Consider the following 17,705-nt stretch of genomic DNA (forward strand, 5'->3'; position numbering starts at 1 on the left):
CATGCTGATCCCCGTGATTCTGTCCGGCGGTGCCGGTACGCGTTTGTGGCCGGTGTCCCGCGAGGGCCATCCGAAGCCGTTCATGACCCTGCCCGACGGTCAGTCGCTGCTGGGCAAGACCTATCGGCGCGCCGCCGGCCTGCTGGACGGCTGGGGCGACATCGTCACGGTGACCAACCGCGAGTACTACTTCCAGAGCAAGGATCACTATCAGGCCGCGCGCCTGTCGCGGCATCGCGGGCACTTCCTGCTCGAGCCCACCGGGCGCAACACCGCCCCGGCCATCGCAGCAGCGGCGCTGTCGCTGCAAGCCCTGCATGGCGATGCGGCCATCATGGTGGTGATGCCCGCCGACCATTTGATCATCGACGAAGACGCACTCAAGCGTGCGGTCGAACACGCGGTCAACCTGGCGAAGGACGGTTATCTGGTGACCTTCGGCGTGGTGCCGACTGCCCCGGAAACCGGCTTCGGCTACATCGAGACCGGCGCCCCGCTGGATGCAAAAGGCGCAGCCAAGGTGCAGCGCTTCGTGGAAAAACCCGACCTGCAAACCGCCACTCACTACCTGGAAAGCGGCAACTTCCTGTGGAATTCGGGGATGTTCTGTTTCTCCATTGCGACTCTGATCGCCGAATTGCAACTGCACGCCCCCGAGCTGCTGGAACAAACCCGCGCCTGCATGGCGGCGAGTGAGCCGCTGGAAACCACCGGTTACCTGCAACAGGAACTCTCTGCGGCGTTGTTCGCCGAAATCACGGACATTTCCATTGATTACGCACTGATGGAGCGCTCGGAAAAGGTCGCGGTCGTGCCTGCCGGTTTCGACTGGAGCGACATCGGGTCGTGGGGTGCGGTCGCCGCGCTGGTGCCGGCCGACGCCGACAACAACCGCGCCAGCGGCGAAGCGATCTTCATCGACAGCCGCAACAACTTCGTCCAGAGCGAAGGCCGGCTGGTGGCCGCCGTGGGTGTGGAAGACCTGATCGTGATCGACACCGCCGACGCTGTTCTCGTCGCGCACGCCGACCGCGCCCAGGATGTGCGGCGGGTCGCCAAGCAGCTCAAGGACAAATCCCACGAAGCCTATCGCCTGCACCGCACGGTCAGCCGTCCGTGGGGCACCTACACCGTGCTTGAAGAAGGCCCGCGCTTCAAGATCAAGCGCATCGTGGTCAAGCCCGGCGGCAAGCTGTCGTTGCAGATGCACCATCACCGCAATGAACACTGGGTGGTGGTCGAAGGCATGGCCAAGGTCACCAACAACGGCAGCGGCACGACCCTGGTGGCGAAGAACGAATCGACGTTCATCGCCGCCGGCCACAAGCATCGTCTGGAAAACCCCGGCGTGATCGACCTGGTGATCATCGAAGTGCAAAGCGGCGAATACCTGGGAGAGGACGACATCGTCCGCTTCGAAGACCAATACGGCAGGACGGTGTGAATGCTGCTTTCCCTGTACCGCTCGCTGCATGACTACCGGGGTTTCATCCTCGGTAGCGTCAAGCGGGAGTTTCAAGCGCGGTACCGCAATTCGCTGTTCGGCGCGCTGTGGACGGTACTCAACCCGCTGTCGATGATCATCGTCTACACCGTGATCTTTTCCCACATCATGCGTGCCCGTCTGCCCGGCGTGGACGACGGCATGGCCTACAGCGTCTACCTGTGCGCCGGGTTGCTGACCTGGGGCCTGTTCTCGGAAATCACCCTGCGCAGCCAGAACATGTTTCTGGAAAACGCCAACCTGCTGAAGAAAATCAGCTTCCCGCGCCTCTGCCTGCCGGTGATCGTGCTGCTCAATGCCGGGATCAATTTCGCGATCATCATCGGCCTGTTTCTCGGTTTCCTGCTGATCACCGGGCGCTGGCCGGGCATGGCGCTGTTGGCACTGGCGCCGCTGCTGGCGCTGCAAGTGCTTTTCTGCGCCGGGCTGGGCATGATCCTCGGCGTGCTCAACGTGTTCTTTCGTGATGTCGGGCAGTTGTTCGCCATCTGCCTGCAATTCTGGTTCTGGCTGACGCCGATCGTGTATCCGCTGAGCATCCTGCCCGAGTGGGTGCAGCGCCTGCTGCAACTCAACCCGTTGACCAACCTGATCGGCAGTTACCAGAACCTGTTTCTCTATGGTCAGTGGCCGGTGTGGAGTTCGCTGCTGCCGGTCTTCGTGATCGGCCTGCTGCTGTGCGCGGTCGGCCTGCGCCTGTTCCGCCGGCGGGTCGGTGAAATGGTGGATGAACTCTGATGGGGCACATACGCGTCACAGGCCTGGGCAAGGCCTACAAGCAGTACCCCACTCGCTGGAGCCGTCTGGCCGAATGGCTGATTCCGTTTTCACCGGTGCGTCACCGCCAGCACTGGGTGCTGCAGGATGTGAATTTCGAAATCGCTCCCGGTAAAGCGGTGGGCATTGTCGGGGTCAACGGTGCCGGCAAAAGCACACTGCTGAAAATGATCACCGGCACCACCCAGCCGACCTGCGGCCAGATTCAGCTCGAGGGCCGGGTCGCGGCTCTGCTGGAATTGGGCATGGGTTTTCACCCGGACTTCACCGGCCGGCAGAACGCCGTGATGGCCGGGCAACTGCTGGGCATGCAGGTCGAAGAGATCGAAACCCTGATGCCGGACATCGAACGTTTCGCGGAAATCGGCGAGGCCATCGATCACCCGGTGCGCACCTATTCCAGCGGCATGCAGATGCGCCTGGCCTTCAGTGTCGCCACCGCGCGCCGCCCGGACATCCTGATCGTCGACGAAGCGCTGTCGGTGGGCGACTCGTATTTCCAGCACAAGAGCTTCGACCGCATCCGCAGCTTCCGCAAGGCCGGCACCACGCTGCTGATCGTGTCCCACGACCGCTCGGCGATCCAGTCGATCTGCGATTCGGCGATCCTGCTCGAAGGTGGCCACGTGGCCATGCACGACAAGCCCGAAGCGGTCATGGATTACTACAACGCCCTGCTCGCCGAACGCGAAGGTCAGAGCGTACGCCAGGAAACACTGCCCGGCGGCCAGGTACAGACCGTGTCCGGCACCGGCGAGGCCGGCATTCTCAGCGTGCGCCTGCTCGATGAGCACGAGCGCTCCATCGATGCCGCCGAAGTCGGCCAGGCGGTGGTGCTGGAGGTGCAGGTCGAAGTCCGTCAGGACATCGAGCGGCTGGTGCTGGGGTTCATGATCAAGGATCGTCTCGGGCAGGCCATGTACGGGATCAACACCCATCGCCAGAACCAGGCCCTGGAAGACCTGCACGCTGGCGAGCGCATTACCTACCGCTTTGCTTTCGTGATGGGGTTGGGCAAGGGCAACTACTCTATAGCCCTGAGCCTCTCACGACTGGACTCCCATCTGGACCGCAATTTCGAATGGCGCGACTACGGGCTGGTGTTCCACGTGATCAACAACCGTCAGGAAGATTTCGTCGGCTGCTCTTGGCTCGGAGCCAGAACATCGATCACCCGGCGTACTGAAGCCCTCGCGGAGCGTGCGCCATGACTCGCCTGCTGGTCGAATGCACCCACGTGTTCCGCCACCCGAAAGTCAATTCGGGCATTCAGCGGGTGGTGCGCAACGTCATCAAGCAATTGCCGCCGAGCGCGGAAGGGGTCGAGTGTGTGCCGGTGGTCCTGCTCAAGGGCAAGCTGTACCGCGTGACGCGCCTGGCGCCACTGGACTCGCCGCTGTTCAACGCCATCGTCACGTTCGGCGAGCGCCTGGAACGACTGGCCCATCGTTTCTGGCAACTGCATCAGCGCCTCGACAGCCGTTGCCGGAGCAAACTGACGCGACGTGCTCTATACGTCGGCTATCGTCTGGCTTCGTTCGGTCTGTTCGGCATTCCGCTGCGGCTGGTCGAACAGGTCAATCGCTATCAGTTGCCCCAGCGCTGCGAGCCTTTGCAACACCGGCCGGGCGATCAACTGGTGTTGCTGGATTCGTCCTGGCACTCGGACTTTTTCCTGCATGCCGAACGGCTCAAACGCGAAGGCGTGGGCATCGTCGCAGTGATCTACGACCTGATTCCCCTGACCCACCCGCAGTTTTACGACACGCGGCTGGTGCAGGTTTTCAGCGAATGGTTCGACTGGATTACCCGAACTGCCGACGGCTATCTGGCGATTTCCGCCACGGTGCGCGATCAGGTTCGCGAGGAAGTGCAGCGCCGCCTCGGTTCGGCACAGGTCGAGAAACGCTGGTTCGACTACTTCCACCTCGGGTCGGAACTCGATCTGCAGAGCGTCGAAGCCGCTGTCGAGCCGCGCCTGGAACGCCTGTTCGCCACACCGGAGCCGGTGTTCCTGATGGTCAGCACCATCGAGCCACGTAAAAACCACGACTATCTTCTGGATGCCTTCGAACGCGCCTGGGCAGCCGGTTCGAACGCACGCCTGTGCATCGCCGGACGCATCGGCTGGAAGTGCGACGCCCTGCTCGCCCGGGTGCGCAACCATGCCGAACTGAACCGGCGCCTGTTCATGTTCAACGACCTGAGCGACACCAGCCTGGAACACGCCTATGCCCATTCCAGCGCCTTGGTGTTCCCGTCCTTCGTCGAAGGCTTCGGCCTGCCGCTGGTGGAGGCCATGCAGCGCGGATTGCCGGCCATGGGCAGCGACATTGCGGTGTTCCGTGAAATCGGCGGTGAGTTCATGGCCTATTTTGATTTGCACGATCCGCAACAGCTCGCCGGACTGGTCATGGCCTTCGAGCGCAGTGGCCAATTCCCCGCCGCCCGCGATGTGACCGAGTGGCAATGGATCGGCTGGCGCGAAGCCAGTCAGCAACTGGCCGAACGCACCGCACGCCATGTGCTGCAGGCGCCTGCGACGCAAGCGAGGTCCCATGCGCATAGCCCTTAACGCGCGGATTCTCCAGGCGCCACGCACCGGGATCGGTCACTACGTCGCCGAACTGGTGAACGCCTTGCACACCGAGACCGATATCGACGTGGCGCTGTTTCACGGCTGGGGCTGGAGTTCGCAGCTGCCGGAAGCGGCAATGCCCGGTTACTCGCGCCTGACCCCGATGCTGCGCAAGATCCCCGGTGCCTATCAGGCACGCCGCTGGCTGGAGCAGAAACGCTTCGATCAGGGTCGTACAACCGACATCGACCTGTACCACGAACCGAGCCTGTGGCCGCTGGCCTTCGACGGCCCGACCGTGATCACCCTGCACGACCTCACGCACCTGCATTTCCCGGACACCCAACCGCAGGCACGGCTGAGGGAAATCGAGCGGCGCCTGGCCGACGGCCTCCAGCAAGCGCGGGTGATTCTGACCGATTCGCAAGCCATCGCCGACGAAGCACAACGCTATTTCGGACTGCCTGCCGAGCGCTTCGTGGTGGCGCCCTTGGGTGTCGCCGAGCGTTTTCATCCGCGCGAACCGCAAGCCATCGACGCGGTGCTCAAGGCCCATGCCGTGGAGGCGCGGGAGTATTTCCTGTGCGTCGGCACCCTGGAGCCGCGCAAGAACCTGAGCCTGGCCCTGCGCGCCCACGCGCGATTGCCCGAAGCCGTGCGCCAGCGTTTTCCGCTGTTGATCGTCGGCATGGCCGGCTGGCAGCGCGAACAGTTCAGTGAGGAATTGCGTCAGGCCCTGGCCAGCGGTCATGTGTGCCTGCTCGGCTACTTGCCCGATGAGCAGGTCGCGCAATTGCTGGCCGGCGCCCGGGCGCTGGTTTTTCCCTCGTTGTATGAAGGTTTTGGCCTGCCGGTGCTGGAAGCGATGGCCAGTGGCACGCCGGTGGTGGTCACTCGCTCATCGGCAATGCCGGAAGTGGCGGGGGCTGCCGGAAACTATATTGAAGCTGACGATGCGGACGGTTTGCGCGATGCGCTGAGCCGCCTGATCGACGATCAAGCGCATTGGCAGGCATGCCGGGAAGCCGGATTGCAGCAGGCACGGCTTTTTTCCTGGAAGCGTTGCGCGCAGGCCACGGCCGGCGCCTACCGCCAGGCTTTGGGAGGTTGAATGCGAGTTCTTCATTTTTTCAAGACGTACCTGCCTGACTCGGTCGGTGGCATCGAGCAAGTGATCTTCCAGCTCTGCGAAAGCGGCGCCCAGCACGGTATCGAAGGCCAGGTGCTGACCCTCAGCGCCAATCCCGAGCCTGCGGTGCTGCAACTGGGCCAGCACGAAGTGCATCGCGCCAGGCTCGACATCCAGTTCGCCTCCACCGGTTTTTCCTGGAGCGTGTTCAAGCAGTTTCGCGAACTGGCCGCCGAAGCCGACGTGATCAACTATCACTTCCCGTGGCCGTTCATGGACCTGGTGCATTTCGCCAGCGCCGTGAACAAACCGAGCGTGGTGACTTACCACTCGGACATCATTCGCCAGAAGAACCTGCTCAAGCTCTACCGTCCGCTGATGAACCGCTTCCTCGCCAGCGCCGACCGGATTGTCGCGGCCTCGCCGAATTACCTGCATACCAGCGATGTGTTGCAGCAGTTCCAGGACAAGACCCGCGTCATCCCCTATGGCCTGAACAAGGCCGGTTATCCACAGCCCGACGTCGAGCGCATGAACCGCTGGCGCCAGCAGCTTGGGGATAAGTTTTTCCTGTTTGTCGGGGTGATGCGCTACTACAAGGGCCTGCACATCCTGCTCGATGCCTTGAAAGACGTGGACTACCCGGTGGTGATCGTCGGCGCCGGCCCGCTGGAACAGGAACTGCACGCCCAGGCCGCTGCGCTGGGGCTGCGCAACATCCATTTCCTCGGGCGGGTGAGCGATGAAGACAAGGTCGCCCTGCTGCAACTGAGCTACGCCATCGTCTTCCCGTCGCACCTGCGTTCGGAAGCGTTCGGCATTTCCTTGCTGGAAGGCGCGATGTACGGCAAGCCGATGATCTCCAGCGAGATCGGCACCGGCACCAGTTACATCAACATCCACAACGAAACCGGACTGGTGGTGCCGCCGAGTCATCCACAGGCGTTTCGCGAAGCGATGCGCACCCTGTGGGAAAACCCGACCCGCGCCGCCGAAATGGGCATCAAGGCTGAAGCCCGTTACCGGCAGTTATTCACAGCCGACGAAATGGGCCGCAAGTGGACCGAGCTGTATCAGGAACTGCTGGAGGAAAAGGCGCTGTCCTACGCCTGATCCTCTACAGATCCAGCACCAGCGGCTGGGCACTTTGCGCCGGCACCGCACAGCAGATCAGCACCTGCCCTTCCTCCGGCACTTCGGCCGGGGGCTGTGGATAATTCACCGCGCCGCTGATCAACCGCGTCTTGCACGTGCCGCATGAACCTCCGCGACAGCTGAACTCGGGGCGCAATCCACGGCTTTCCGCCAGCTCCAGCAGACTTCCGCCCTCGGGCTGCCACCGCGCTTCCTTGGCCGAACGCTCGAAGACCACCGGCACCGAGGAGGTGGCGGCCGGCAGTTGTTCGATCACGATGGCGTCCGGATCGGCCTGGCGTTTGAGGGTCGAAGGGCCAAAGGTTTCGGCGTGGATCTGATCGTCGCGCACGTCCAGTTCACGCAGGCTGTCGTAAAGGCCCTGGGTAAAACCGCCGGGGCCGCAGAGCACAAAATCGATCTGATCAAATTCGTCGATAAGGTTCCTCAACAACGCACCGTCGATGCGCCCGTGCAGATCGTAATCCTCGCCTTCCACCAGATCGGGCTCGGGCTGGCTGAGCAGGCGCAACACCCGCACCGCATCGCCGGCGTCCTCCAGCAAGCGGTCCAGTTCCGCGCGAAACGGCTGGTCGGCAAGGCTGCGGGAACTCTGGATCAGCCAGGTCGGACGAATCCACCGGGTGCGCAGGCCCTGATACACCACCTCGCGCAGCATCGACAGCAACGGCGTGATCCCGACCCCGGCTGCGAGCAGAACCAAGGGCCGGCGCTCCAGCGGCGCCACGGTGAAATGCCCTTGAGGCGAACGCGCTTCCAGTACATCACCGACGCGCACCTGATCGTGCAGGTGGGTCGATATCCGCCCTTCACGTTTCACGCTGATCCGGAAGAAGTCGTCCGACGGAGCGCCAGACAGACTGTAAGTGCGGATGAACACCTCGCCATCGAGATTGAAGCGCAACGGCAAGTGCTGCCCGGCCTGGAACACCGGCAGACCGGCACCGTCCACGGGTTCGAGGTAGAACGAACGAATGTGTCGGCTCTGCGCTTCAATCCGCGCCACCCGCAGCGGCCGCCAGCTGTCACCCAGGGCCTGCGCCTGCAAACGGGCATCGGCCTGGGCCCAGGTACCGGTCAGCAGACTGGTCGGCGACATGCCGTCGAAGCGCCAGCGCAGGGCCAACGCGCCCGGACGCCGCACCGCTTTTTCCACCTCGAACGTCCACAACCGCTCGGCGCCCTGGAAGGCTGCGATCTGCGGCCCTTCGAGAATGACCTCCGTGCGGCCGCTGAGCTGCAGCACGTCACCTGTGGAAAAGTCGATGAACAGCAAGCCGGCCCGGGGATTGAGCAGCAGGTTGCCGAGGGTGTTGAAATGCAGGTTGCCGGCAAAGTCCGGGATGGTCAGGCGATTGCCTTCCACCCGCACGAAACCGGCCTGGCCGCCACGATGGGAAACATCCACCGAGCGCTCGCCGTCGACATCGACGTAGCTGGCGACAAAGAAGGTGTCGGCGGTTTCGATCAGCGCGACCGCCGCGTCATCGAGCCCGTCGAAATGTTCGGCGCGGCGGGTCTGCGGATCAGTCAGCGGCACCCGCTGGAACTGGCGTAACTGTATGTACTGCGGGCAGTTGCCGAAGGATTGATCGACCGTCAAATCGAAACCGCTCGCGCCAAGATTTCCGATGTGGCCATTGAGGCGATTGCGCCGACGGGTGTGCAACTCGATGCCCAGCAGGCCAATCGCCGCGCCGTTCTGCAACTGCGCGGGGTCATCGGCAGCGGGCAAACTGTCGAAGTGCAATTGCGTCGGCTCGGGAGAGTGAGCGAAACCCGGCTCGCCCTCCAATACGCTGGCCCATGGACGGCCCTCGGCATCCACCGCGCCGAACAGCATGAAGGGCAATTGCTGATAGAACTGGCGATGCTGATCCGGCATCCAGGTGCGAATCACCTTGCGACCGAATTCCTCCATGCGCTCGGCAACACCGACCTGCGCTTGCAGTTGCCGCTCGCCGGCGTGCCAGGGTGAACGTTCCATGACGACCTCTCCCCCACGCCAGCGGCGCAGTCTGGACGATGAACCTCAAGCCGTGGCTTGCAGACCGGCAACGGTGCGTGGCATCGCGACGAAACCGGGCAATGCTTCAATCCGCGCCAGCCAGGCGCGCACATTGGCGTAGTCGTCCAGCGACACATTGCCTTCCGGCGCATGGGCGATGTAGCTGTAGGCCGAGACGTCGGCGATGGTCGGCTCGCTGCCGACCAGGAACGGAGTCTTGCCCAGTTCCAGATCCATCACCTTCAGCAGGTTGTGCGCACGGGTGATCGCTTCATCGGCATTCAGCTTCGCCCCGAACACCGTGACCAGCCGCGCTGCTGCCGGGCCAAAGGCAATCGGCCCGGCCGCCGCCGACAGCCAGCGCTGGACCCGCGCCGCACCGACCGGGTCGTCTGGCAGCCAGCGACCGTTACCGTACTTCTGCGCCAGATACACCAGAATTGCATTGGAATCGGCCAGCACCACGCCGTTGTCATCAATGGCCGGTACTTGCCCGAAGCTGTTGATCGCCAGGTATTCGGGTTGTTTGTGCTCGCCCTTGGCCAGATCGACGAAGATCAGTTCGGTCGGCAATTGCAGCAGTGACAGCATCAGCTCGACCCGGTGGGCGTGGCCGGAACGCGGGAAGTTGTAGAGTTTGATCGCTTGCATGGTCGACTCCGCTGGACGTTTGCGTCGCCCGATATGGGCGACAACCGTGGCAGCCATCTTCCGCCTATCGCGAAAACAACAGAATCACCAGCAAACGCAATCCATTATTTCATTGGATGAAATAACGCCGCGTTTTTCAGGGCCGGATGTTCGCGCAAGGCGTTCACGGCGTAGTCGACAAAACTGCGCACCCGGGTCGGCGCCTTGCGCCCACCCTGATACACGACATGGATTGGCAGCGGCGGCAACTCGTACTCGGCGAGGACGATTTCCAGCTCCCCGGAAGCGATCTTGCCGGCGACCTGATAAGACAGCACCCGTGTCAGTCCGAGCCCCAGACAAGCGGCGGTGATTGCCGCCTGATTGCCGGTGACCACCAGCCGCGGCTCGGGGCGGACGACCAAGGGCTCACCGTCCTCCAGAAACGGCCAGTTGCGCAGTTGACCGATGGACGAGGTCGCCACCACCGGAGCGCCGGCCAGTGCCTGTGGATGGGTTGGCCGACCGTGAATGGCAAAATACCCCGGCGAGCCGCAGATCACCCGGCGCACCTCGCCTACCCGAATCGCATGCTGATTGCTGTCCGGCAAATCACCGATGCGGATCGCCACATCCACGCCTTCCTCGACCATGCTCACCACGCGATCCAGCAGCAAGGCGTTGATGGAAACGTCCGGGTATTGCGTCAGATAACCCGCCATCACCGGTGTGACAAACAACTCGCCGAACAGCACCGGCGCCGTCACCGTCAATTGCCCACGGGGCTGGGTGTGGCTGCCGGCGGCGGAGTCTTCCGCTTCCTGCACCTCGGCAAGAATCCTCCGACAGTCTTCCAGGTAACGCTGGCCCGCCTCGCTCAGATGCACGCTGCGGGTGGTGCGAATCAGCAACTGCGTACCGATCCGCTGCTCCAGCGCCGCCACTGCCCGGGTGACGCTGGCCGCCGACAGCCCCAAGCGCCGCGCGGCAGCGGAAAAGCCCTGTTCCTGAGCAACGGCCGCGAAGACCTGCATTTCCTGGAAGCGATCCATGGTGTCCCCGAAGTGGATGAAAACCGCCTCGCATTATAGGCAGCCCACGGAGCTCAACGGACATGGCCAAACGACCGCCGATCCAGAATTGATATTTTTATTTTCAGTTGTATTGATGAATGATTTATTTCGTGTCATTTATAGCCTCGCCGATCACAGGAATGATCCAGCGCGCCACCCCGGATGGCGGGCACCTGTTTTCCTAACGCCCTCCCAGGAGTCGACAAAATGAACAAGACAGAACTTCTAGGTGCGCTGGCGCTGTGCGCATTCAGCTTCATGGCCCATGCCGATGAAGACAGCTTGCGTATCGGTATCGAAGCCGCCTACCCACCCTTTTCCTACAAAACGCCGGAAGGCAATGTCAGCGGCTTCGACTACGACATCGGCAACGCCTTGTGCGAAGAGATGAAGGTCAAGTGCGAGTGGGTGATTCAGGAGTTCGACGGCATGATTCCGTCGCTCAAGGTGCGCAAGATCGATGCCGTGCTGTCGTCGATGTCGATCACCGAAGACCGGATGAAGTCGGTCGACTTCAGCAAAAAGTACTACCACACACCTGGCAAGTTCGCGATGAAGGCCGGCAGCGTGATCAACGACCCGCTGGTAGACCTCAAGGGCAAGAAACTCGGCGTACAACGCTCTTCGACCTATGACCGGTTTGCCACCGAGCAACTGGAAAAGGCCGGAGTCGTCGTGGTGCGTTACGGCTCGCAGAACGAAGCGTTCCTCGACCTCGCTTCGGGTCGCCTGGACGCCACCCTCGCCGACATCGTCAACACCGACGAAAGCTTCATCAAGACACCCGCCGGGCAAGGTTTCGCCCTGACCGGGCCGGACATCAACGACCCGAAATACTTCGGTCGCGGCGCCGGGATCGCGCTGCGCAAGGGTGACGTCGCCAACGCTGCGCGCCTGAACGCGGCCATCGACGCCATCCGCGCCAACGGCAAATACCAGCAAGTGATGGGCAAGTATTTCGCCTTCGATATCTACGGCGAATAAACCGTCGCCTCCGCCCGGCGCCGGCCCGCTGCGGGCGCCCTTCGGTCTTGTCTTGCGCGCTTTCGGGCGCACGCTTGAGGAACTTCATCATGCTCCACGGCTACGGATCGAGCATTCTCGATGGTGCCTGGCTGACCATCAACCTGGCCCTGACCTCCATGTCGCTGGCCATTGCCCTGGGCCTGATCGGCGCGGCGTTTCGCCTGTCGCCGCTGAAATGGCTGGCCATGCTCGGAGAGGGCTACACCACCCTGATTCGCGGCATTCCCGATCTGGTGCTGATCCTGCTGATCTTCTATGGCGGCCAGGATCTGGTGAACCGCATTGCACTGGCGTGCGGCTACACCCGCTACATCGACATCAACCCGTTCATTGCCGGCGTCTGCACCATGGGTTTCATTTTTGGTGCCTATCTCTCGGAAACCTTTCGCGGCGCGTTCATGGCCATCCCCAAGGGTCAGGCGGAAGCCGGTGCGGCCTACGGCATGCGCGGCACGCAAGTGTTCTGGCGGATTCTGGTGCCGCAGATGATTCGCTTCGCCATCCCGGGGTTCACCAACAACTGGCTGGTGCTGACCAAATCCACCGCGCTGATTTCGGTCATCGGCCTGCAGGACATGATGTTCAAGGCCAAGAACGCCGCCGACGCCACCCACGAGCCGTTCACGTTTTTCATCGCGGTGGCGGCGCTGTACCTGATGCTCACCAGCCTGTCGCTGCTGGTGCTGCGTGCTCTGGAAAAACACTATTCGGTCGGCATCAAAGCCGCCGAGTTGTGAGGAGAACCTGCCGATGATTCTCGACTACAACCTGATTTGGGAAAACCTGCCGCTGTATCTCGACGGCGCCTTGTTGACCCTAAAAGTCCTGCTGATTTCCCTGAGCCTCGGGCTGGTTCTGGCGGTTCCGTTGGCGCTGATGCGGGTGTCGCGCTCGCCGCTACTCAGCTTCCCCGCGTGGCTCTATACCTATGTGATTCGCGGCACGCCGATGCTGGTGCAACTGTTCCTGATCTATTACGGCCTGGCGCAGTTCGAATCGGTGCGCCAAAGCGCGCTCTGGCCTTACCTCTCCAGCGCCACGTTCTGTGCCTGTCTGGCATTCGCCATCAATACCAGTGCCTACAGCGCGGAATTGCTGGCGGGCAGCCTGAAATCCACGTCCCACGGTGAAATCGAAGCCGCCCGGGCGATGGGCATGTCCCGCCTGACCCTGTACCGCCGCATCCTGCTGCCATCGGCCTTGCGCCGGGCACTGCCGCAGTACAGCAACGAAGTGCTGATGATGCTGCAAACCACCAGCCTGGCCTCGATCGTCACGCTGGTGGATATCACCGGCGCGGCGCGCACGGTGAGCTCGCGGTTCTATATGCCGTTCGAAGCGTTCATCACCGCCGGCCTCGTTTACCTCGCCCTGACTTTCATTCTGGTGCGCCTGTTCAAGCTGGCCGAACGCCGCTGGCTGGCCTACCTGGCACCGCGCAAGCACTAAGGAGCTGACATGGAAAAGATTCAATACCTGTTGCCGTGGAGCGCTTCGGGCACCGAGCGGACACTGTCGGTATTCCGGTTTGGCGCCGGCCCGCGCAAGGCGTACATCCAGGCCTCCCTGCATGCCGACGAGCTGCCGGGGATGCGCGTGGCCGTCGAGCTCAAGCGCCGCCTGCTGGAACTGGAAGCACAGGGTCGCCTGAACGGCGTGATCGAGCTGGTGCCGATGGCCAACCCGATCGGCATCGCCCAGATGTTCCAGGCCACCCATCAAGGTCGCTTCGAGTTCGCCAGCGGCAAGAACTTCAATCGCGACTTCCCGGAGCTGGCCGAAGCCGTGGCGCCATTGCTCAAAGGCCAGTTGGGCGATGATGCCGAGGCCAACGTCGCGCTGATCCGCCGCGCCTTGATCGACACCCTCGCCGACATGCCGCCACCGGCCTCGGAACTCGATGGCCTGCGTCGCCTGTTGCTGCAACATGCCTGCGACGCCGATGTGGTGCTCGACCTGCACTGCGATTTCGAGTCGGTGATGTTGCTCTACACCATGCCGCAACACTGGGGGCGCCTGCATTCACTGGCCGCACGCCTCGGTGCCGAGGTCACGCTGCTGGCCGAGGATGCCGGCGGCAGTGCTTTCGACGAGGCTTGCGCGGTGCCGTGGCTGCGGCTGACCGAGCTGTTCCCGGAAGCCAATATTCCCTTGGCCTGCGCGGCGACCACCATCGAATTGCGCGGCATGGCCGACACTGAACGCGAACCATGCACCCACAGTGCGCAGGCAATTCTCGGCTATCTCGCCGAGCAGGGATTGATCAGCGGTGAATGGCCGCCAGCACCGTCGAGCCGTTGCGAAGCGATGCCGTTCGCCGGCGCGCAATACGCCTGTGCGCCGCATCCGGGCGTGGTCAGTTTCCTGCAGCCGCTGGGCGCGCGGGTCAAGGTCGGCGATCCGCTGTTCGAAGTCCATGACCCGCTCAACGACCGTCACAGCATCGTCCGCGCCTGCACCGACGGCGTGCTCTATGCCCGCGAACGCCTGCGTTTTGCCCAGCCCGGTCTGTGGCTGGCCAAGGTCGCCGGTTTCACCCCTATTCGCCAGGGCCGCTTGCTCAGCGACTGATGCCAGAGAGTTCAAATCATGTACAAACTTGAAATTCAGGACCTGCACAAAAGCTACGGCGCCCACCAGGTGCTCAAGGGCGTGTCCCTGCAGGCCCAGGCCGGCGACGTGATCAGCATCATCGGCTCCAGTGGTTCAGGCAAAAGCACCTTCCTGCGTTGCATCAACCTGCTGGAGCAACCCAACGCCGGCAGCATCGTGCTCAATGGCGAGCCACTGAAACTGGTGGCCAACAAACTGGGCGGCCTCAAGGCCGCCGAACCCCGGCAGTTGCAACGCATGCGTTCACGGCTGTCGATGGTGTTTCAGCACTTCAATCTGTGGTCGCACATGAGCGCCCTTGAAAACGTCATGGAAGCCCCGGTGCATGTGCTGGGCGTGGGCAAGAAAGAGGCCCGGGAAAAGGCCGAGCACTATCTGAACAAAGTCGGCGTGGCCCATCGCAAGGATGCCTGGCCCGCCCACATGTCAGGTGGCGAACAGCAACGGGTAGCGATTGCCCGCGCACTGGCCATGGAACCGGAAGTGATGCTGTTCGACGAGCCGACTTCGGCGCTCGATCCCGAGCTGGTGGGTGAAGTGCTCAAGGTCATGCAGGATCTCGCCCAGGAAGGCCGCACCATGGTGGTCGTGACCCACGAAATGGGCTTCGCCCGTGAGGTTTCCAATCAACTGGTGTTCCTGCACAAAGGGCGGGTCGAGGAGCGCGGAGATCCGCGTGAGGTGCTGGTCAATCCGCAGTCCGAACGCCTGCAGCAGTTCCTCGCCGGCAGCCTGAAGTAAGCCCCCGCGCGCGGCGTTGTCCTGCAACGGTTGGCTTCGGATACACTCCAGCCAACCTTGTCAGGCGCAGCCCTTCTCTCACTTTCAGGAACTGTTGATCCGGATATGCCCAGCTCATCGAAAGACACCACGGTCTATGCCGCACCGGTCATGCGCAAACTGGCGGAAATCGTTGCCGATCTGCCGCCGTCACTGCGCAAGGTGGCTGATTTCATCCTGCGTCATCCGCTGAAAGCTGCGACGCTGACTATCGAGGAGATGGCCCACGAAACATCGACCTCGCCGGCCGCCGTCAACCGACTGGCTAAGGCGATGGACCTCGGTGGCTACATGGGCATGAGGGCTGAACTGGTAGCGACGTTGCAGCAGATGGTGTCGCCGGTCGACAAGCTGCGCAATGAACTGGCCCATCGTCCGGGCGGGGCGTTCGGCCTGCATGAACAGATCGAGAGTGCCAGCAGCAACCTCGCCACGACGGCGACCAACAACCATGCCGAAGCCTTCGAAGCGTTCGTCACCCGGCTGACCACCGCGCGCAAGATCTACATCCTCGGGTTCGGCAACAGCGTCTATTTCGCCGGCCTCGCCGCCTCGACCCTGATGCCGTTCTGCGCCGACGCCACCGCCATCAGCATGGAGGGCGGCAACGAAAACGCTGCGTACCGACTGGCCGCGATCACCGATCAGGATGTGTTGCTGGCGATTTCCCTGCCGCGTTATTCCCTGGATACGCTGCAGCTGGCCCGATTCGCCAACGAACGCGGCGCGTCGGTACTGGCCATCACCGACTCACCGGCCTCGCCGCTCACCGGCATTGCCGAGCATGTGTTGTTTGCGCCTTGCGATCATCCGGTGCTGACCAGCTCCAACGTGGCCATGCTGGCATTGATCGAGGGACTGGTGGCGGGCGTGATGGCGCGCAACAAGGAAGCGGTCAAGCTGGCGACCGAGCTGACCGAAAGCGTGATGTCTTACCTGCACATCCCCAACGGCAGCAAATTGCCGAAGAAGTGATGCGTGAAAGGGACGCCGGCCAATCCCGAGCGTCCCTTCGATCAGATCAGGACTGAGAAACCGGCTGATCGCCGGTCACCTGCGCAGCCTGTCCGGCTGCCGGCTTGACCCACGTCAGATACGCCAGCACCAGCAACCCGATCCAGACCACACCGACGATCAACGCGGCCTGGGTGTCCGGGAAGTAACCCAGCACGCCGAACACGAACAACATGAAAGCAATCGCCGCCATCGGTGCATACGGCCAGAACGGTACCGGGAATTTCAGTTGCGCCACCTGCTCGGCTGTCATGGAACGACGCATGGCCACCTGGGTGAACAGAATCATCAGCCAGACCCACACCGTGGCGAAGGTCGCGATGGAAGCGATCAGCAGGAACACGTTTTCCGGGATCAGGTAGTTCAGCAACACGCCCAGCAACAGCGCGCAGCTCATCACGATCACCGTCAGCCACGGCACGCCATTGCGCGACAGGCGCGCAAAGCCTTTCGGTGCATGCCCTTGCTGAGCCAGGCCGTACATCATCCGGCCTGCACCGAAGATATCGCTGTTGATCGCGGACACCGCCGCCGAGATCACCACGATGTTCAGAATGGTGGCCGCCGAGCTGATGCCCAGGTGGTCGAAGATCTGCACGAACGGACTGCCCTGGCTGCCGATCTGCTGCCACGGGAAGATCGACATCAGCACCAGCATCGTCAGCACGTAGAACAGCAGGATGCGCATCGGCACGGCGTTGATCGCCTTGGGCAATACACGGTGCGGGTCCTTGGCTTCACCGGCGGTCACACCGATGATTTCGATGCCGCCGAAGGCAAACATTACCACGGCAAACGAGGCGATCAGGCCGCCCACGCCATTGGGCATGAATCCGCCCTGGGTCCACAGGTTGCTGATATCGGTGGCCTGACCGGGAGCGGTGCTGATGCCGAACAGCATGATGCCGAAGCCGCCGAGGATCATTGCGACGATGGCCGCGACCTTGAGCAACGACAGCCAGAACTCCATTTCACCGAAGACTTTGACGTTGCACAGGTTCAGCCCGCCGACCACCGACACGATGCCGAGTACCCAGATCCAGCGCGAGACTTCCGGAAACCAGAACCCCATGTAGATGCCGAACGCCGTCACGTCGGCCATGCCGACGATGACCATTTCGAACGCGTAGGTCCAACCGAGAATGAAGCCCGCCATGGGGCCGAGATAAGTGCTTGCATACTGCCCGAACGAGCCGGCGACCGGGTTGTGCACCGCCATCTCGCCGAGGGCGCGCATGACCATGAACACCGCCGCGCCACCGATCAGGTAAGCGAGCAGAACGGCGGGACCGGCCATCTGGATGGCCGAGGCAGAACCGTAGAACAGCCCGGTTCCGATCGCCGATCCCAGGGCCATGAAGCGAATGTGTCGGGCCGAGAGCCCGCGTTTCAAACCTTTTGCTGACTGCTGCATTTTT

At 62.6% G+C, this 17,705-nt stretch carries 16 protein-coding genes; 12 read left to right on the forward strand and 4 right to left on the reverse strand.

The annotated features are described in order from the left end of the window. Position 1: 1 nt before the first annotated feature. The 6 genes from IF189_RS28600 to IF189_RS28625 are packed head-to-tail and all read left to right on the forward strand — an operon-like array spanning position 2 to position 7,101. Entirely contained in the window at positions 2-1,444 is a 1,443-nt protein-coding gene (locus IF189_RS28600) for a mannose-1-phosphate guanylyltransferase/mannose-6-phosphate isomerase (RefSeq protein WP_192552620.1), read from the forward strand. Next, positions 1,445-2,242: an ABC transporter permease gene (locus IF189_RS28605; RefSeq protein ID WP_134828580.1), complete on the forward strand. Its 798-nt coding sequence runs from the start codon at positions 1,445-1,447 to the stop codon at positions 2,240-2,242. It abuts the gene before it with no gap. Continuing rightward, positions 2,242-3,492: an ABC transporter ATP-binding protein gene (locus IF189_RS28610; RefSeq protein WP_134828581.1), complete on the forward strand. Its 1,251-nt coding sequence runs from the start codon at positions 2,242-2,244 to the stop codon at positions 3,490-3,492. Before IF189_RS28605 ends, IF189_RS28610 begins: the two co-directional genes overlap by 1 nt. Beyond that, positions 3,489-4,856 (forward strand): glycosyltransferase family 4 protein, encoded by a 1,368-nt coding sequence (locus IF189_RS28615; RefSeq protein WP_192552621.1) that lies wholly within the window; start codon positions 3,489-3,491, stop codon positions 4,854-4,856. The genes IF189_RS28610 and IF189_RS28615 overlap by 4 nt, the downstream gene beginning before the upstream one ends. Next, a complete protein-coding gene (locus IF189_RS28620; RefSeq protein WP_192552622.1) occupies positions 4,840-5,970 on the forward strand; it encodes a glycosyltransferase family 4 protein in 1,131 nt (376 codons plus the stop codon). Before IF189_RS28615 ends, IF189_RS28620 begins: the two co-directional genes overlap by 17 nt. Beyond that, positions 5,971-7,101: a glycosyltransferase family 4 protein gene (locus IF189_RS28625; RefSeq protein ID WP_134828584.1), complete on the forward strand. Its 1,131-nt coding sequence runs from the start codon at positions 5,971-5,973 to the stop codon at positions 7,099-7,101. It abuts the gene before it with no gap. Between the two features lie 4 nt (positions 7,102-7,105). Here the strand turns inward: IF189_RS28625 and IF189_RS28630 are convergent, their stop codons facing one another. From IF189_RS28630 to IF189_RS28640, 3 genes are all read right to left on the reverse strand, one after another. Continuing rightward, the gene (locus IF189_RS28630) at positions 7,106-9,130 is read right to left on the reverse strand and encodes a pyridoxamine 5'-phosphate oxidase family protein (protein ID WP_192552623.1); all 2,025 of its coding nucleotides are present in this window, start codon (positions 9,128-9,130) and stop codon (positions 7,106-7,108) included. A gap of 45 nt (positions 9,131-9,175) precedes the next feature. Next, on the reverse strand, positions 9,176-9,802 hold the full coding sequence (locus IF189_RS28635) for a glutathione S-transferase family protein (protein ID WP_192552624.1): 627 nt from the start codon (positions 9,800-9,802) through the stop codon (positions 9,176-9,178). A gap of 104 nt (positions 9,803-9,906) precedes the next feature. Then, positions 9,907-10,833, reverse strand: a complete 927-nt coding sequence (locus IF189_RS28640) for a LysR family transcriptional regulator (RefSeq protein WP_134828587.1) — start codon at positions 10,831-10,833, stop codon at positions 9,907-9,909. 228 nt (positions 10,834-11,061) lie between these two features. Here IF189_RS28640 and IF189_RS28645 point away from each other — a divergent pair, with 228 nt between their 5' ends. The 6 genes from IF189_RS28645 (at position 11,062) to IF189_RS28670 (ending at position 16,248) form a co-directional block, all read left to right on the forward strand. Next, a complete protein-coding gene (locus tag IF189_RS28645) occupies positions 11,062-11,838 on the forward strand; it encodes an ABC transporter substrate-binding protein (protein ID WP_134828588.1) in 777 nt (258 codons plus the stop codon). Between the two features lie 89 nt (positions 11,839-11,927). Next, positions 11,928-12,617: an ABC transporter permease gene (locus IF189_RS28650; RefSeq protein WP_102359135.1), complete on the forward strand. Its 690-nt coding sequence runs from the start codon at positions 11,928-11,930 to the stop codon at positions 12,615-12,617. 13 nt (positions 12,618-12,630) lie between these two features. Further along, entirely contained in the window at positions 12,631-13,329 is a 699-nt protein-coding gene (locus IF189_RS28655) for an ABC transporter permease (protein WP_192552625.1), read from the forward strand. A gap of 9 nt (positions 13,330-13,338) precedes the next feature. After that, a complete protein-coding gene (locus tag IF189_RS28660; RefSeq protein ID WP_192552626.1) occupies positions 13,339-14,451 on the forward strand; it encodes a succinylglutamate desuccinylase/aspartoacylase family protein in 1,113 nt (370 codons plus the stop codon). 18 nt (positions 14,452-14,469) lie between these two features. Beyond that, the gene (locus IF189_RS28665) at positions 14,470-15,234 is read left to right on the forward strand and encodes an ABC transporter ATP-binding protein (RefSeq protein ID WP_134828591.1); all 765 of its coding nucleotides are present in this window, start codon (positions 14,470-14,472) and stop codon (positions 15,232-15,234) included. A 105-nt stretch (positions 15,235-15,339) separates the two neighbouring features. Continuing rightward, positions 15,340-16,248 (forward strand): MurR/RpiR family transcriptional regulator, encoded by a 909-nt coding sequence (locus IF189_RS28670; RefSeq protein WP_134828592.1) that lies wholly within the window; start codon positions 15,340-15,342, stop codon positions 16,246-16,248. Positions 16,249-16,294: 46 nt separating this feature from the next. On the opposite strand, the gene IF189_RS28675 is transcribed toward IF189_RS28670, so the two are convergent. Beyond that, complete coding sequence (locus IF189_RS28675; protein ID WP_134828593.1) at positions 16,295-17,701, reverse strand: amino acid permease; 1,407 nt, start codon at positions 17,699-17,701, stop codon at positions 16,295-16,297. Between the last annotated feature and the right edge of the window lie 4 nt (positions 17,702-17,705).

The organism is Pseudomonas sp. IzPS59 (assembly GCF_014863505.1).
In the GTDB taxonomy this organism is placed as follows: Bacteria; Pseudomonadota; Gammaproteobacteria; order Pseudomonadales; family Pseudomonadaceae; genus Aquipseudomonas; species Aquipseudomonas kribbensis.

Bases quoted from the DNA above. Each gene is read 5' to 3' on its own strand.
- IF189_RS28600 (WP_192552620.1), top strand. From the start codon at position 2: ATGCTGATCCCCGTGATTCTGTCCGGCGGTGCCGGTACGCGTTTGTGG.
- IF189_RS28605 (WP_134828580.1), top strand. From the start codon at position 1,445: ATGCTGCTTTCCCTGTACCGCTCGCTGCATGACTACCGGGGTTTCATC.
- IF189_RS28610 (WP_134828581.1), top strand. From the start codon at position 2,242: ATGGGGCACATACGCGTCACAGGCCTGGGCAAGGCCTACAAGCAGTAC.
- IF189_RS28615 (WP_192552621.1), top strand. From the start codon at position 3,489: ATGACTCGCCTGCTGGTCGAATGCACCCACGTGTTCCGCCACCCGAAA.
- IF189_RS28620 (WP_192552622.1), top strand. From the start codon at position 4,840: ATGCGCATAGCCCTTAACGCGCGGATTCTCCAGGCGCCACGCACCGGG.
- IF189_RS28625 (WP_134828584.1), top strand. From the start codon at position 5,971: ATGCGAGTTCTTCATTTTTTCAAGACGTACCTGCCTGACTCGGTCGGT.
- IF189_RS28630 (WP_192552623.1), bottom strand. From the start codon at position 9,130: ATGGAACGTTCACCCTGGCACGCCGGCGAGCGGCAACTGCAAGCGCAG.
- IF189_RS28635 (WP_192552624.1), bottom strand. From the start codon at position 9,802: ATGCAAGCGATCAAACTCTACAACTTCCCGCGTTCCGGCCACGCCCAC.
- IF189_RS28640 (WP_134828587.1), bottom strand. From the start codon at position 10,833: ATGGATCGCTTCCAGGAAATGCAGGTCTTCGCGGCCGTTGCTCAGGAA.
- IF189_RS28645 (WP_134828588.1), top strand. From the start codon at position 11,062: ATGAACAAGACAGAACTTCTAGGTGCGCTGGCGCTGTGCGCATTCAGC.
- IF189_RS28650 (WP_102359135.1), top strand. From the start codon at position 11,928: ATGCTCCACGGCTACGGATCGAGCATTCTCGATGGTGCCTGGCTGACC.
- IF189_RS28655 (WP_192552625.1), top strand. From the start codon at position 12,631: ATGATTCTCGACTACAACCTGATTTGGGAAAACCTGCCGCTGTATCTC.
- IF189_RS28660 (WP_192552626.1), top strand. From the start codon at position 13,339: ATGGAAAAGATTCAATACCTGTTGCCGTGGAGCGCTTCGGGCACCGAG.
- IF189_RS28665 (WP_134828591.1), top strand. From the start codon at position 14,470: ATGTACAAACTTGAAATTCAGGACCTGCACAAAAGCTACGGCGCCCAC.
- IF189_RS28670 (WP_134828592.1), top strand. From the start codon at position 15,340: ATGCCCAGCTCATCGAAAGACACCACGGTCTATGCCGCACCGGTCATG.
- IF189_RS28675 (WP_134828593.1), bottom strand. From the start codon at position 17,701: ATGCAGCAGTCAGCAAAAGGTTTGAAACGCGGGCTCTCGGCCCGACAC.